At 43.0% G+C, this 14,645-nt stretch carries 11 protein-coding genes; 3 read left to right on the forward strand and 8 right to left on the reverse strand.

Translation table 11 applies throughout. The features are described from left to right. Window positions 1–20: 20 nt before the first annotated feature. The 3 genes from nifJ (at window position 21) to OFN98_RS07185 (ending at window position 4,809) form a co-directional block, all read left to right on the forward strand. Window positions 21–3,572, forward strand: a complete 3,552-nt coding sequence (gene nifJ, locus OFN98_RS07175; RefSeq protein WP_270874962.1) for a pyruvate:ferredoxin (flavodoxin) oxidoreductase — start codon at window positions 21–23, stop codon at window positions 3,570–3,572. Window positions 3,573–3,741: 169 nt separating this feature from the next. Beyond that, window positions 3,742–4,065, forward strand: coding sequence for a DUF2325 domain-containing protein (locus OFN98_RS07180; RefSeq protein WP_270859923.1), 324 nt, complete (start codon window positions 3,742–3,744; stop codon window positions 4,063–4,065). A gap of 246 nt (window positions 4,066–4,311) precedes the next feature. Next, window positions 4,312–4,809, forward strand: coding sequence for a flavodoxin (locus tag OFN98_RS07185; RefSeq protein ID WP_270874961.1), 498 nt, complete (start codon window positions 4,312–4,314; stop codon window positions 4,807–4,809). A gap of 220 nt (window positions 4,810–5,029) precedes the next feature. On the opposite strand, the gene OFN98_RS07190 is transcribed toward OFN98_RS07185, so the two are convergent. The 8 genes from OFN98_RS07190 to OFN98_RS07225 all read right to left on the reverse strand — a co-directional run bounded on the left by OFN98_RS07190 (window position 5,030) and on the right by OFN98_RS07225 (window position 14,644). Beyond that, entirely contained in the window at window positions 5,030–5,701 is a 672-nt protein-coding gene (locus OFN98_RS07190; protein ID WP_270874960.1) for a DUF799 domain-containing protein, read from the reverse strand. Then, a complete protein-coding gene (locus tag OFN98_RS07195; RefSeq protein ID WP_270874959.1) occupies window positions 5,698–6,060 on the reverse strand; it encodes a DUF4810 domain-containing protein in 363 nt (120 codons plus the stop codon). Before OFN98_RS07195 ends, OFN98_RS07190 begins: the two co-directional genes overlap by 4 nt. Beyond that, window positions 6,060–6,716, reverse strand: a complete 657-nt coding sequence (locus OFN98_RS07200) for a CsgG/HfaB family protein (RefSeq protein WP_270859927.1) — start codon at window positions 6,714–6,716, stop codon at window positions 6,060–6,062. Before OFN98_RS07200 ends, OFN98_RS07195 begins: the two co-directional genes overlap by 1 nt. Before the next feature lie 69 nt (window positions 6,717–6,785). Further along, window positions 6,786–7,679, reverse strand: a complete 894-nt coding sequence (locus OFN98_RS07205; protein WP_270866530.1) for a DMT family transporter — start codon at window positions 7,677–7,679, stop codon at window positions 6,786–6,788. Then, a complete protein-coding gene (locus OFN98_RS07210) occupies window positions 7,666–9,618 on the reverse strand; it encodes a hypothetical protein (protein WP_270874958.1) in 1,953 nt (650 codons plus the stop codon). Before OFN98_RS07210 ends, OFN98_RS07205 begins: the two co-directional genes overlap by 14 nt. Next, window positions 9,608–12,868, reverse strand: coding sequence for a carbamoyl-phosphate synthase large subunit (gene carB, locus OFN98_RS07215; protein WP_270876651.1), 3,261 nt, complete (start codon window positions 12,866–12,868; stop codon window positions 9,608–9,610). Before carB ends, OFN98_RS07210 begins: the two co-directional genes overlap by 11 nt. Next, a complete protein-coding gene (mreC, locus tag OFN98_RS07220) occupies window positions 12,868–13,617 on the reverse strand; it encodes a rod shape-determining protein MreC (protein ID WP_270874956.1) in 750 nt (249 codons plus the stop codon). The genes carB and mreC overlap by 1 nt, the downstream gene beginning before the upstream one ends. Next, window positions 13,610–14,644, reverse strand: a complete 1,035-nt coding sequence (locus OFN98_RS07225) for a rod shape-determining protein (protein ID WP_270874955.1) — start codon at window positions 14,642–14,644, stop codon at window positions 13,610–13,612. Before OFN98_RS07225 ends, mreC begins: the two co-directional genes overlap by 8 nt. Window position 14,645 lies beyond the last annotated feature (1 nt).

A 14,645-nucleotide genomic window follows, 5' to 3' on the forward strand; every position in this document is an offset into this window, starting at 1 on the left:
CCGAACAGTAAGGAGAAATTATGGGAAAAGTTATGAAAACTATGGACGGAAACGAAGCCGCGGCTTATGTTTCTTACGCTTTTACCGAGGTTGCAGGAATTTACCCTATTACACCTAGCTCACCAATGGCTGATTATACAGATATGTGGGCTGCAAAAGGCATGAAAAACCTTTTTGGTATGCCAGTTAAAGTCGTAGAAATGCAAAGCGAGGCAGGTGCCGCTGGAACAGTGCATGGCTCACTGCAAGCTGGTGCGCTTACTACAACTTACACAGCTTCACAAGGCTTACTACTTAAAATTCCAAATATGTATAAAATCGCTGGTCAAATGCTACCAGGCGTTATCCATGTAGCAGCCAGAGCCCTTGCAGCGCAAGCTCTTTCTATCTTTGGTGATCACCAAGATGTCTATGCATGTCGCCAAACAGGCTTTGCTATGCTAGCAAGCGACAGCGTGCAAGAAGTAATGGATCTAGGCGGTATCGCTCACCTAGCAGCGATTAAAGGTCGCGTTCCTTTCCTACACTTCTTCGACGGCTTCCGCACAAGCCACGAAATTCAAAAAGTCGAGGTTATGGATTACGCCGAATTTGACAAATTGCTCGATTATGACGCAGTTAAGGCTTTCCGTGATAATGCACTAAACCCAGAGCACCCAAAAACTCGCGGAACAGCTCAAAACGATGACATTTACTTCCAAACAAGAGAGCTAACAAACAAATTCTACGACGCTTTGCCAGATATCGTAGCTGATTATATGGAAAAAATTTCAAAAATCACAGGCAGAGAGTATAAGCCTTTCACATACTATGGCGCAAAAGACGCTACAAGCGTTGTAGTCGCAATGGGTTCAGTAAATCAAACTCTTGAAGAGGTAGTTGATTATCTAAATTCAAAAGGCGAAAAAGTTGGCGTTATCAAAGTTCATCTTTACAGACCATTTAGCGTAAAACACCTATTTGCTGTCCTGCCAGAATCAGTAGAGAGAATTTGCGTTTTAGATAGAACAAAAGAGCCAGGAAGTATCGGCGAGCCACTATACCTAGATATCAAATCAGCATTTTATGGCAGCAAAAAAGCTCCACTAATCATCGGCGGACGCTATGGCCTAAGCTCAAAAGATGTCGATCCAGCTCAAATGATCGCTGTATTTGACAACCTAAAATCAGACAAACCAAAAAATGGCTTCACTGTGGGTATCGAAGACGATGTAACCTTCCTATCACTAAAAGTCGGCGAGAAAATTTCTCTTGGCGAAGCAGATGAGATCGAGTGTCTTTTCTACGGACTTGGCGCAGACGGCACAGTCGGTGCGAACAAAAACTCAATCAAAATTATCGGCGATAAAACAGATCTTTATGCGCAAGCATATTTTGCTTACGATAGCAAAAAATCAGGCGGTTACACACGCTCACACCTAAGATTTGGTAAAAAACCAATCCGCTCAACTTACCTAGTTTCAAATCCAAATTTCGTAGCCTGTTCAGTAGCAGCGTATCTTGAAATTTACGATGTAATCGACGGTATCAAAGACGGCGGAACTTTCCTTTTGAACTCAATCTGGGACGCAGAGGAAACTATCAAAAAAATACCAAACAAAGTAAAAAGAATCCTAGCGCAAAAAAATGTTAAATTCTACATTTTAAACGCTACTAAACTAGCCCACGAAATCGGACTAGGCAACCGCACAAATACCATTATGCAATCAGCATTTTTCAAACTAGCAAAAATTATTCCGTTTGAAGAAGCTCAAAAATATATGAAGGAATTTGCATACAAATCATACGCTAAAAAAGGCGACGCAATCGTGCAAATGAACTACGATGCGATTGATAAGGGCGCTGACGGCTTAGTCCAAGTCCCAGTCGATCCTGCATGGGCAAATTTGAAAGACGAAGTAAAATCTGATAGCGTAGGATACAAAGGCACAGAATTCGTCGAAAAAATCGTAAAACCTGTAAATGCAGCCAGAGGAAATGATTTGCCAGTATCAGCATTTATCGGACACGAAGACGGCTCATTTGAAGCAGGCACTACAAAATACGAAAAACGCGGTGTAGGCGTGCTTGTGCCAAAATGGATCGAGGCAAATTGTATCCAATGTAACCAATGCGCGTTCGTCTGCCCACACGCTGTAATCAGACCGTTCTTGCTAGATGAAAACGATGTAGCAAACGCTCCACAATACACAAAAGAGCACCTGCTTGACGCAAAAGGCAAAGATTTTGCAGGTATGAAATATAAAATTCAAGTAAGCCCGCTAGATTGCACCGGTTGTGCATTGTGCGCTGAAAACTGCCCAAGCAAAGAGAAATCTTTGGTTATGGTTCCACTTGGCGAAGAAATGGATAAAGGTGAGCAAACAAGCGCTGATTATTTATTTGAAAATGTTCGCTACAAAGATGATTTGGCACCGAAAAACAATGTCAAAAATGTCGGCTTTGCTAGACCATATTTCGAATTCCACGGCGCATGCCCAGGTTGTGGCGAGACTCCATATATCACACTTATCACAAGATTATTTGGCGATCACATGATCGTAGCAAATGCGACAGGATGTAGCTCAATCTACGGCGGTTCTGCTCCTTCGACTCCATACCGCAAAGACGCAAACGGACGCGGTGTCGCATGGGCAAACTCACTATTCGAGGACAACGCAGAATTCGGACTTGGTATGAAGGTAGCAACAGAGACAATTCGCCATAAAATCGAAGATGTTATGCTAAATACAATGGAAGAAGCTCCAAACGCGCTAAAAGCTCTATATAATGACTGGATCGAAAATCGCAACGACACTGTAAAATCTCGCGAAGTCACAGACAAACTAATCCCAATCTTAGAGCAAAACAAAGGTGTTAAGGGCGTTAGTGAAATTTTAGAGAGAAAATCTTACCTAAGCAAAAAATCACAATGGATTATCGGTGGCGACGGCTGGGGTTATGATATCGGATACGGCGGACTTGATCATGTTTTAGCTAGTGGCGAAAATGTAAATGTTTTGGTTCTAAACACTGAGGTTTATTCAAACACAGGTGGCCAAAGCTCAAAAGCTAGCCGCCGTGGTTCTATCGCTCAATTCACAGCTGGCGGAAAAGCAGTTCAAAAGAAAGATTTGGGACAAATCGCTATGACTTACGGAAATATTTTCGTAGCTCAAATCAACTCAAACGCTAGCCAAGCTGCTACAATCAAAGCGATTTTGGAAGCAGAGGCTTATGATGGTCCATCACTCATCATCTGCTACTGCCCTTGTATCGCTCATGGTATCAAAGGCGGTCTAAACCACTCTGGCGCACAAGCTGAGCTTGCGACAAAATGCGGTTACTGGCCAACTTATACCTTCGATCCACGCTTAGCAGACGCTGGTCAAAACCCACTAAAAATCAGCTCAAAAGAGCCTGATTGGGATCTATACGAGAGCTTTTTGATGAACGAAGTTCGCTACAACGCTCTAAGGAAAAACAATCCAGAGCACGCTGACGAGCTTTATGCTAAAAACAAACAAGACTCTCAAAAACGATACAGACAGCTAAAACGCTTAGCAAATTCTGATTATTCAGACGAGATTTAATCTCGCAGGTTGCGGTAAATTTACCGCAACCTTTTTTCTTTATTCTTTCGAAATTCCCTAAATTTAGCCTTTTTAAATTTATAAAAATTCTGAGATTTTTATATCCATTATCAGAAAGTTTTAAATTTTTTGTGTTATAATAACCAATATCAAAACAAAAGGGGATAAAATGAGTGTTTTAGTAATAGGCGCGGATGAAATCACTCCGATAAAGGCTGTTTTGCACAATCTTGGCGCGACGCATATCGAGCATTGGGACGCACGCAACGAAAATCGCGTCAATCGCAAACCAATCCCACAAAACACCGATTGCGTGGTAATGCTAACTAGTTTTTTGAACCACAACACGATGAAAAAAATCAAAAGCGAAGTCAAAAAGCGCAATATTCCGCTTGTGTGCGCAAAACGAAGCGTGAGCTGTGTATTTTGCGAGTATTGCAAGATTTTCGGGCTAAAAAACAGCTTTTGTTGCGACAAAGACAAAAACGATTAATCTAAAATTTCGCCCAAATTTCTCGCTGAAATTTTGGGCGGAATTTAGCTTTTTTGCAAACCCCAAATTTAGCCCTTTTAAAATTTGCTAAATTTAACCAAACCGCGATTTTATCGCACTTTTAGCAAAATCAGAATTTCGCATTTTTGCACGATTCGTATGCGAATTAATCATCAAATTTAAGTATAAATTCATAGCAAAATTAGTAATATAGACCCTCGAAATTTAGCTTATAAAGGATTTTAAATGATAGGCATTATCTACGGTAGCTCGATGGGAAACACAGAAGCAGCCGCGAAACTCATAAGCGAAAATTTAGGCATAGTAAATGAAATCAAAAATGTAGCAGATATCACGCCAGCGGACCTCGCAAACTACACCGCGCTCATCGTAGGAAGCTCTACTTGGAACGATGGCGAACTCCAAGACGATTGGGCGGCCTTCGACTTTGATTCGCTCGCAATTAATATAGCTGGCAAAACAGTAGCGATTTTTGGCATGGGCGATAGTTCGAGCTATTCTGGCGCATACTGCAACGCAATGGCGGAGTTGTATGCCAGATTTAAAACCGCCGGCGCAAAAATCATAGGCGCGGTGCCGACCGAGGGTTATGAATTTAGCGCAAGCAAAGCCATAAAAGACGGAAAATTCGTAGGCCTTGCCCTCGATAACGACAACCAAAGTGCCCTCACAGAAGGTCGCATAAAAGCTTGGTTGGCCCAAATCACCCAAGATCTTCAATGATTTTAAGATACCTTAGGGTGTCTTTAATTTTTCAAATATAAATTTTAAAATTTACAAATTTTTTACACAGTATTATTACGAATTTTCGCAGAATTTTAAATTTTGTAAATTTAGCGTTTGAATTTTTAAAACTCATAGATTGCCACGAAACTGCTACGCAATTTCTCTTGGCGACAAATAGGGCAAATTTACCAAATTTGATAAATTTGCCCAGCGAAAACTAATTTTTTTGCAGTTGTTTATCTTTGCCGAAATTTGGCGAAAGTGGGCCATAAAGCAAGCAATCGTTGCAGTCTTGCCCTAAAAGCAAAGCGTCGCTCATAGCCGATACATCGTAGCTTTTATCCGAGATACTTGACGCGATTTGCTCTATCGCGGCCGAGATTAGCATCACAAAAAGATTTCCGCCACCACTCCCTGAGCCACTTTGGGCTGAGGCTGTCTTTTGCCACAGCGTCGCGCCAGAGCCTAAATCTACGAGCTTTCCTTCGACGCTGACGATAGTGTTGCTAGAAACGACCTTGTAGCTCGAACCATATTGTAGGACTTTTAGATACAGCGCGGCGTCTGCGCCAAAAATCTCTTTTAATTTCGCTGCTGAGACGGCGTGAATTTCGCCAGCTTCGCTAAGGCCATTGCTTTTGAAGGTCTCGTGCGCTACGCTTACAGGCAGGACATAATATCCAGCCTCGCTTAAAGGCATTACGCTGTGAGCCAAAACCGCGCTTGCGCCCTTAACCTCAACGGATTCGTTTGTCGGCATTAAGACCAAAATCGAGGTTGGCTTTTTTTGCAAAAATGCTGAATAATCGGTCTTGGGAGCGTTGTTTGCGCAACCAGAAAGTAAAAATACGAGGCAAAATATAGCCAAATTTATAAATTTATTTTTCATTTTGCACCCTTTTTAGCTTTTTTATCACTGAGCAAAAACTCCATATATCCCCTTGATTGCGGGAACACTGTGGCTTCTTTTTGGAAATACGACTTAGCTGCGGCTGTATTTCCTAGCGCATTGTATAAAAGCCCCACATGCGCATAAAGCCCTGGCGGAACCTTTTTCGCGCTAGCTTCTGCTTTGGCGATAGATTTTTCTAACGATGAAATTTGCTCGTTTATGTCGCCCTCTTCGTTAAGATACAAATAAAGCGATTTTTGATACTCGCCGTCCCAGTGATACAGGCTCTGCCTGCCACCGCCAGCACACCCCACTAAAAGCGCCCCGAGGCAAAATGCAAAAATTAAATTTTTCATTAAAACGCCTTATTATCGACGCCAAGGGCTAGTTTGTCGCTGGCTTCTTTAATCGCTAGGCTTAGGACTTTTCCATTTAGCGTAGCGTCGTATCCAGCTGTGCCACCAAATCCGATAACTTCGCGGTTGCTTAGCGAATACTCACCCGCACCGCTGCTTGAATACACAACCTCGCTAGTAGCGACATTTACGACATTAAGATTAACTTTGGCGTATGCGATTTGAGTTTTGCCTTTGCCCAAAATTCCAAAAAGCTGATGATCGCCGACAGTTTTTCTGCCAAACTCCACGACATCGCCTGTGATGATGTATTTCGCCCCTTTTAGGCTTTGGGCTTTTTTCGAAATTTTGCTCTCTTGTTTCATCGCCTCTAAATTTGTGCGCTCTAAGACATTAAAACGCCCGCTTTGCTGTAAATTTGTGATTAAAATACTCAAAGCTTGGCTTCCTAGCCTATCCTCGCCGTCCGAGAAAATACCGCTATTATAGGTCGATTGGTTTGCGAATCTACCCACGCTGACGGCTACTTTTTCGCCGTGATATGGGCTAAGTGCGACTTGTGAGACGGGTGTTTCGATGACTCTTTGCTTTTCTGTGGCGCAACCTGTGAAAATCACTGCACCAAAAAGCGCTGAAAGTAAAATTTTCTTTTTCATAATAAATCCTTAAATTTGAAAATTTAAAAAATTGGATTATACGCAAAATTTGGTCAAATTTGGCTAAATTTAGCCCTTTTTTGCTAACAAAAATATACACGAAAGTATCAGCACAAATCCTACGAAATCCAAAAATACAAATTTTGTCCCTAGCCAAAAATGCGCAAACACAGCTGCACTTACTGGCTCAATCGCGGCGATTAGGCTTGCTTTTGGCGCGCCGATTAACTTCACCCCAACCATATAAAAGCTAAATGCCAAAACCGTGCCGAAAAACACCACGCCCAAAAACGCCAAAACACCGCTTAAATCGCTAACGCCAGCTAAATTCCACACGCCCAAAACCCCGCCTAAAACCACTCCACCAAGCACCATGCCCCAGCCTAAATTTAGCACGACGGGGTATTTTTGGTTTAGTTTTTTGGGCGCGAGATTATACACGCAAACGCAAGCTGCGCTAAGCAGACAAAAAATAAGCGCTTTTTGGCTGATTACAAGCGAGCCTAAATCCCCATGCGTAGCCAAAATCACAACGCCTAAAATCGCCAAAATCAGCGAAACAAACTCATTGATTTTAGGCAATCGCGCCTCCGTGATACACACAATCGCCAAAATCATCGCGGGCGCGGTGTATTGGATCACTGTGGCAACAGCGGCGTTTGAAAGCTCGATAGAATAAAAGTAAAAATATTGCGTCAGCATTAAGCCCAAAATCGAAAAAGCCAAAAATTGCGCCCTCAAATTCGCGTCCAAAATCGGCGCAAAAACTCGCCTATCTCGCAACGAAAAAGCACAATAAATCACCAAAACTCCCCCAGCACAAAGCAGGCGAAGCGGGACAAGCCAGTTTGCGCTCACGCCCTTTATTTCGAAGAGATACTGACCGCAAACCCCGCTAAATCCCCACAAAACCCCACCAAGAAAGGTTATGAAAATGCCAAAAATTTGACTATTTGCCTTCATTTCGTCTTAGCATTTCATCATAAATTTCATCAATCGAATTAAAGCTTTTGCCTAAAAATTTAGTGCAAGCGTTTATTGTTTTTTTGCCAAATTTGCCGTCTATTGCGACATTGTAGCCGTTTTGGCGCAGGGTTTGTTGTATGAATATGACCTTTTGCTCGTAGCTTGGCGAAATTTCGCTGTTTTTGGCAGGCAAAATTTCATTAGTGCAGTTTAGAATTTTAAATTTCTCGCAAATTTCATAATCTTTTATAAATTTTTCACTGATTTCAATCTGCTCTAAAACAAAATTTTCAACCCTGTTTTCAAGGCGCAAAGCGGGATTTTGCGACGCAAAATAACCATAAATTCCACCCACAATCCAAGATAAAACTCCACAAATCGCCATTTTTTTAAACGGATCTTTATTTCGCATTTTTTGGCGATATTCTTTTGGGATTTTGCGCCTTTTAAGTAGCGTAGAAAGCGAGCTTAGCGTGTAAAAAACTAGCCCTAAAACAAGGCTTAACACAAACACTCCAAACGCGCTTTGAAAAATAGCGCTAAATGGGGCGCGCGAAAATGAGTTTTCTAAATTTAGCTCCGTTAAAATTAGCGCAAAAATCGCAAAAATCGCCCCTCCAAGCCCCCAGATTAGCCCAGAATACACAGGCGAAATCCTATCTAGCACTCCCTTCATCATCGCACTTAGCCTAAGCGCGCTCTCATCGCTGATATAATCATCGCAACTTTGCCTTACCGCATAGCCTAACTCTTCGTTTTTATCGCGCCTAACGGAGGCGATTAGCTTCATTGATTTATCTAAAACAGGCTGGGAGGCGTATTTGTTAAAAAACGAATAAGCCTCTCTTTTGGTTATCTTGCCGTCAAGTCCGATTTTTTCTAAACACTCGATTTCATCGGCAAATAAATCATCGAAAAATTTCGATTTGATAAAGGCGTAAGGCGGATTTGCAAACCCCACGCCAAGATATGTTTTATCTAAAATTTGATATTGCAATTCGCTAAAATAGCTATTTCCCTCATAAACGCAAAGCTCGGTATCGCTAGAATAATTATTAAATTCGACCAATTCAAAAGGAATTTTCTTGCTTAAAAGCTCCATACCAGCACTTTGGGCAAATTCGTCAAATTCGCTGGCATATTTTTCGGACGAAATTTTTATATTTGCGCTTGATTTTGCCATTATGCTTACGGTTCTAACATCTGTGAAAATCCCGTATCCACTGCATTTTTGGCAGGTTACCTCCCCGCTACCTCTACACGAATTACACCTAAGGCTTCCTGAGCCATAGCACGAGCCACAGGTCTGCAAACCGCTTCCGCCACACGAGTAGCAGGTCGCATAGTAACTTTGCGAGACATACTCGCCGTTTTGATACACCTGTCTATATGAAAGCACGCTACCAGTGCCACCGCAAGCAAAGCAGTTGCTTCTGCCACTTCCGCCACAAGATGAGCAGCCCACATTTCCGCGCCCGCCGCAGTTATTACAGCGCACAAGCCCGCGCCCGCTACAACTACCGCAATAATACGAAAACGAAAATTTCTCATAATCGCCTAAATTTTTTGTAGAGCCTGAGAGTTTAATCGCTTCGTTTGCTTTGGTGGCTTTTAAATTTTCCACAAAATCTTGGCGACTTTGTTCGTCGTTTTGGGCTAAATCCAAAAGGCTTTGTGTGTATTCCTCAAAATCGATTTTGTTATCGCCAAAGTGTATATCGACGCTCGCGTCGCCTTTTAGGGTTTGGGTGGCGTATGAGCCGTAAAACTGCCAATAAACGAAAATTTTGGTATTAAATGGGAAAATTTGGCTTGAAATTTTTTTAACATCGTTTTTGCTAATTTGATTGCCATTAGCTAAATTTTGAATTTGGAGTAGGAGACTGTCCCCTAGCCCCAATTCATCGTCATTTTCAGACGAAATTCTATCTTGCATTTAGATACTCTTGCAAGCTTTTCACTTCCAGTGCGCTTCCATCTTGGACCGCACACACTGACATAGTAGCAGCGAGCGCAGCCTTGATATTCGTAAAATACGGCAGTTTAAATCTCACCACAGCTTGGCGGATTTTAAATGTATCTGACGAGCTTGATTTGGTGTCGCTGGTGTTGATGACAAGGGCGATTTCGCCATTTTTTAGCTTATCTTCGATATTTGGGCGACCCTCAGAAATTTTATAGACGAACTCGCACTCCAAACCTGCCTCTTTTAGCGCCTTGCAAGTCCCGCCAGTGGCAATCAGACTAAAACCTGTTTCAACCAAAGTCTTAGCTAGGCTCACCCCTTTTTCTTTGTCGCGATCAGTCAAGCTCATAAACACAGCGCCCTTGCTTGGCAAGACATTGCTGGCTGAAATTTGGCTTTTGGCAAAGCTTTTGGCGAAATTCTCGCTAATACCCATAACCTCGCCCGTGCTTTTCATCTCAGGCCCTAGCGCGATATCGCTACCTGGGAGTTTATTAAACGGAAATACGCTCTCTTTGACACATACTCTGCCACTCACGCGCGGTTTTAAAATGCCCTTTTCCTCGCACAAAACGCCAAATTTATCGTAAAATTTAAGCGCCTCGCGCAAATTTCCTTGCCACATTACGCGAGTGGCGACCTTTGCCATTGAAATTCCAGTTGCTTTGCTCACAAACGGCACGGTTCTACTAGCTCGCGGATTGACCTCGATCATATAAAGCTCGTCCTCAAAAATCGCAAACTGAATATTCATAAGCCCAACGACGCCCAAATTTAGCGCGATTTGTTTTGTGGTTTCGTTGATTTTATCAATCATCTCATCGCTTAGGCTCATTGGAGGCAGTATGCTTGCACTGTCTCCTGAGTGGATTCCAGCCTCTTCGATATGCTCCATTATAGCGCCGATATAGACATCTTTGCCATCACTTATAGCATCGACATCAAGCTCAGTTGCATCAAGCAAAAATTTATCTAATAATACCGGCGAGTGGTAGCTCACGCTCACAGCCTCGCTCATATACTCTTTTAGTTCATCGACATTATGCACTCTTCTCATAGCCCGTCCGCCAAGCACATAACTAGGGCGCACGAGAACCGGATAACCGATGATTGCGGCCTTTTCAATTGCTTCGGCTTCGCTTATGGCTGTGTCGTTTTTAGGCTGTTTTACGCCGATTTTAGTGATAAATTCGCTAAATTTCTTGCGGTCTTCTGCGATATCAATCGTGCGTGCGCTCGTGCCGATAATCTTGGCTCCAATTGCGTTTAGGCGTTTGGCAAATTTAAGCGGAGTTTGTCCGCCAAAATGCACAATTACGCCCTCTGGCTTTTCTGTCTCGATTACGGTGCGAACATGCTCGAAATCAATCGGCTCAAAATACAAAATATCGCTCGTATCGTAGTCGGTCGAAACCGTTTCTGGGTTGCAGTTATACATAATGCTCTTTATGCCAAGATCTTTTAGCGCGTAGCTTGCATGCACGCAACAATAATCAAACTCTATGCCTTGACCTATGCGGTTTGGACCACCGCCGATGATTAGGACTTTTTTGGCGTTTTGCGGCGTTCTGGTTGGTAGGTTTGGCGTGATATTTGTGCTAGAATACAAATACGGCGTGAGAGCCTTAAATTCGCCTGCGCAGGTATCGACTTCGTTATACTCTAAATTTATGCCGTGTTTTGCGCGCGCAAAGAAAATATCGTTTTGCGTAAGGCCTAGATTATCGATTTTGTTAATCAAATGCGCAATCATTTTGTCCGAAAAGCCCATAGTTTTGGCTTTGCGAAGCAAATTTGGAGCATTTAGGATATCCATGTCGATTTTGGCTTCAAATTCGACAATTTCGTGAATTTCGCGCAAAAACCACGGATCGATTTTGCTAAATTCAAAGACCTCATCTACGCTAAATCCCTCGCGAAAAGCTTGCGCGACATACAAAATTCTATCCTGCCCCGCGTTTCTAAGCCCAAAAATCAAATCATCTTTGCTTAAATTTAACTCGATAAAGCCATAGTAGCTTTTCTCCATTGAGCAAAGTGCTTTTTGGATACTCTCTTTAAATGTGCGCCCAATCGCCATTACCTCGCCGATACTCTTCATCGCAGTGCCAAGGTGCGGGTTCGCGCCCGGGAATTTCTCAAATGCAAAACGCGGAATTTTTGTAACGATATAATCAATCACAGGCTCGAAACTCGCAGGCGTGCCTGTAATATCGTTTTTGATTTCATCTAGGCTAAATCCCACAGCTAGCATGGTAGCGACTTTGGCTATCGGGTAGCCTGTGGCCTTGCTAGCTAGGGCTGAGCTACGGCTGACACGCGGATTCATTTCGATTACTATCATGCGACCTGTGCGCGGATTTATGGCAAATTGCACATTACTTCCGCCCGTATCGACGCCAATCTCACGCAAAATCGCAAAACTTGCATCACGCATGCGCTGATATTCTTTGTCTGTGAGCGTCAAAGCCGGTGCAATCGTAATACTATCGCCCGTATGCACGCCCATAGGGTCAAGGTTTTCGATAGAGCAGACGATTATGCAGTTATCTTTATTATCCCTGATAACCTCCATTTCATACTCTTTCCAGCCAAGCAAACTCTCTTCAATCAAAATTTCATGGATTGGGCTGATATCAATGCCGTTTTGTGCGATTTCTTTAAATTCGTCGATATTATACGCTACGCCACTTCCTGCGCCTCCAAGCGTATAACTAGCGCGGATAATGAGCGGAAAGCCGATTTCTTCGGCTGCTTGATGAGCTTCTTCCATAGTGTAGGCGTATTTTGACTTTGGCAAATCCATGCCGATTTTAATCATTGCTTCTTTAAAAGCCACGCGGTCTTCGCCCTTTTTAATCGCTTCTGGTTTAGCGCCTAGAAATTTCACATCGCCTAGCTCGCCACTTTCATAGACTTCCATTGCGACATTGAGCGCAACCTGACCGCCCATAGTAGGCAGTATCGCATCGACGCCCTCTTTTTTGATAATTCGCAAAATGCTCTCTTTTGTGATTGGCTCGACATAGGTCGCATCTGCAAAATCAGGGTCTGTCATAATCGTAGCTGGGTTTGAATTTATCAAAACTACGCGATAGCCCAAATTTTTCAAAGTTTTAGCAGCTTGTGTGCCACTATAATCAAATTCACACGCTTGACCGATGACGATAGGACCGCTTCCGATGAGCAATATCGTCTTTACATCTTCTCTTTTTGGCATTATCTTTCCTTTGTAACGACATACAAAAACGTTGGCATATTTGGATTTGCGTATGGCTCTATGACAGCGCTTTTGTATAATTTACCACTCTGAACTGATTTGACCCGCCCCACAGGCACGCCCTCGAAAAATATCTCGTCCTTTCCGCTCGTATAAACCTCATCACCGACTTTTGGATCTAGCCATTGTGGTATAAATTTCACCACCAAAGCATTTCCCTCGCCGTTTGCAACGCCTGGAATTTGGCTCTCGCCGATTGAGACAGAAAAATTGCTTTTTTCATCTTTTTGGAGTATAGCTAGGGGTTTGTTATCACGATTTACGACGATTCCTGCGGTTTTGCCCTCGCTAATGAGACCATAGACTTTATCTGGATTGAAATTTTTAAAATTTATCCAAAATTTGTTGTAATCATTTAAGCTAGCGTAACTTAGCGTCCTAGCAAGCTCGACGCGCGGTTCGTAAGCGGAGCTGTTTTTATCAAGCAAAATTTTATTTAACTCTCCCGCAAAGGTGCCAAGAAGCATGGCGGATTTTTTCAGCTCCTCGTTTTCGGCGCGCAAGGCTTCGATAGTGTTTGCTTGATCGATATGTTTTGAAATTTTGTTTTTTATAAAGCTCGTAATATCTTTGTAAGTATCGATAGCTCCTCCGCTAAGACCGATAAATTTACCATGAATTTGCGATCCAAAAATAAGCGAAGTAGCCACCAATACCACAGCGATGAGTAGAAACTTTACATTAGTCATTTGCTGCTTGTTTTAACGATTTGATATCTTCTAGGGCCTTGCCAGTGCCGTTTGCCACGCAAAGCAGCGGCTCATCTGCGACAAATACAGGCAGTTTCACAGCATCGCTTAAATATTTATCGAGTCCCCTAATCAAAGCTCCACCACCAGTTAGCACGACACCGTTTTCTACGATATCGGCTGCGACTTCTGGCTGAATACTTTCAAGCACAAATTTTAGCGCGTCTGCGATTTCGCGAATTGAGTCTTTTATCGCCTCTCTGACATCTTCGCTGGTTAAATCAACCGAGCTTAAAAGCCCGCTGATTTGATCCTTGCCTTTGACCGTGTAGGTTAAATCTTTTGGTTGTTGGATTGCGGTGCCGATTTTGATTTTGATCTCTTCGGCTGCACGCTCTGAGATAAGAAGGCTATATTTTTCTTTGACATAATTTACAATGCTAGCGTCGATTTTATCGCCTGCTACGCGCACTGATTTTGCATTTATAATGCCCCCTAGCGAAATCACACCAATCTCTGTCGTGCCACCACCGATATCTACGACTAGCGAGCCTTTCGCCTCGGCTACTGGAAGCCCTGCACCAATCGCTGCTGCCATTGGTTCTTCGATTAGATAGACCTCGCGCGCACCTGCTATCATCGCGCTTTCTCTCACAGCCTTGCGCTCGACTTGCGTTAGACCATAAGGCACAGAGATGATAATCCTAGGACTTACGAAAAAGCGTCTTTTGTGCGTTTTTTCGATGAAATATCTAATCATCTTTTCGGTCATATCAAAGTCTGCGATAACGCCGTCTTTCATCGGGCGCACAGCCTCGATATCGCCCGGTGTGCGACCTAGCATCTCTTTGGCTTCTGCGCCCACAGCTATGATTTTTTGTTTGCCATAGCGTTCGTTTTGCACAGCCACGACGCTTGGTTCGTTTATGATTATACCTTTATCTTTGAGCAAAACTAGCGTGTTTGCCGTGCCAAGATCAATCCCCATATCACTAGAAAATAAGCCTAATAAAGAATCAAGTAACATT

The organism is Campylobacter sp. JMF_15 NE4, assembly GCF_027737645.1.
In the GTDB taxonomy this organism is placed as follows: domain Bacteria; phylum Campylobacterota; class Campylobacteria; order Campylobacterales; family Campylobacteraceae; genus Campylobacter_B.

Bases quoted from the DNA above. Each gene is read 5' to 3' on its own strand.
- nifJ (WP_270874962.1), top strand. From the start codon at position 21: ATGGGAAAAGTTATGAAAACTATGGACGGAAACGAAGCCGCGGCTTAT.
- OFN98_RS07180 (WP_270859923.1), top strand. From the start codon at position 3,742: ATGAGTGTTTTAGTAATAGGCGCGGATGAAATCACTCCGATAAAGGCT.
- OFN98_RS07185 (WP_270874961.1), top strand. From the start codon at position 4,312: ATGATAGGCATTATCTACGGTAGCTCGATGGGAAACACAGAAGCAGCC.
- OFN98_RS07190 (WP_270874960.1), bottom strand. From the start codon at position 5,701: ATGAAAAATAAATTTATAAATTTGGCTATATTTTGCCTCGTATTTTTA.
- OFN98_RS07195 (WP_270874959.1), bottom strand. From the start codon at position 6,060: ATGAAAAATTTAATTTTTGCATTTTGCCTCGGGGCGCTTTTAGTGGGG.
- OFN98_RS07200 (WP_270859927.1), bottom strand. From the start codon at position 6,716: ATGAAAAAGAAAATTTTACTTTCAGCGCTTTTTGGTGCAGTGATTTTC.
- OFN98_RS07205 (WP_270866530.1), bottom strand. From the start codon at position 7,679: ATGAAGGCAAATAGTCAAATTTTTGGCATTTTCATAACCTTTCTTGGT.
- OFN98_RS07210 (WP_270874958.1), bottom strand. From the start codon at position 9,618: ATGCAAGATAGAATTTCGTCTGAAAATGACGATGAATTGGGGCTAGGG.
- carB (WP_270876651.1), bottom strand. From the start codon at position 12,868: ATGCCAAAAAGAGAAGATGTAAAGACGATATTGCTCATCGGAAGCGGT.
- mreC (WP_270874956.1), bottom strand. From the start codon at position 13,617: ATGACTAATGTAAAGTTTCTACTCATCGCTGTGGTATTGGTGGCTACT.
- OFN98_RS07225 (WP_270874955.1), bottom strand. From the start codon at position 14,644: ATGTTACTTGATTCTTTATTAGGCTTATTTTCTAGTGATATGGGGATT.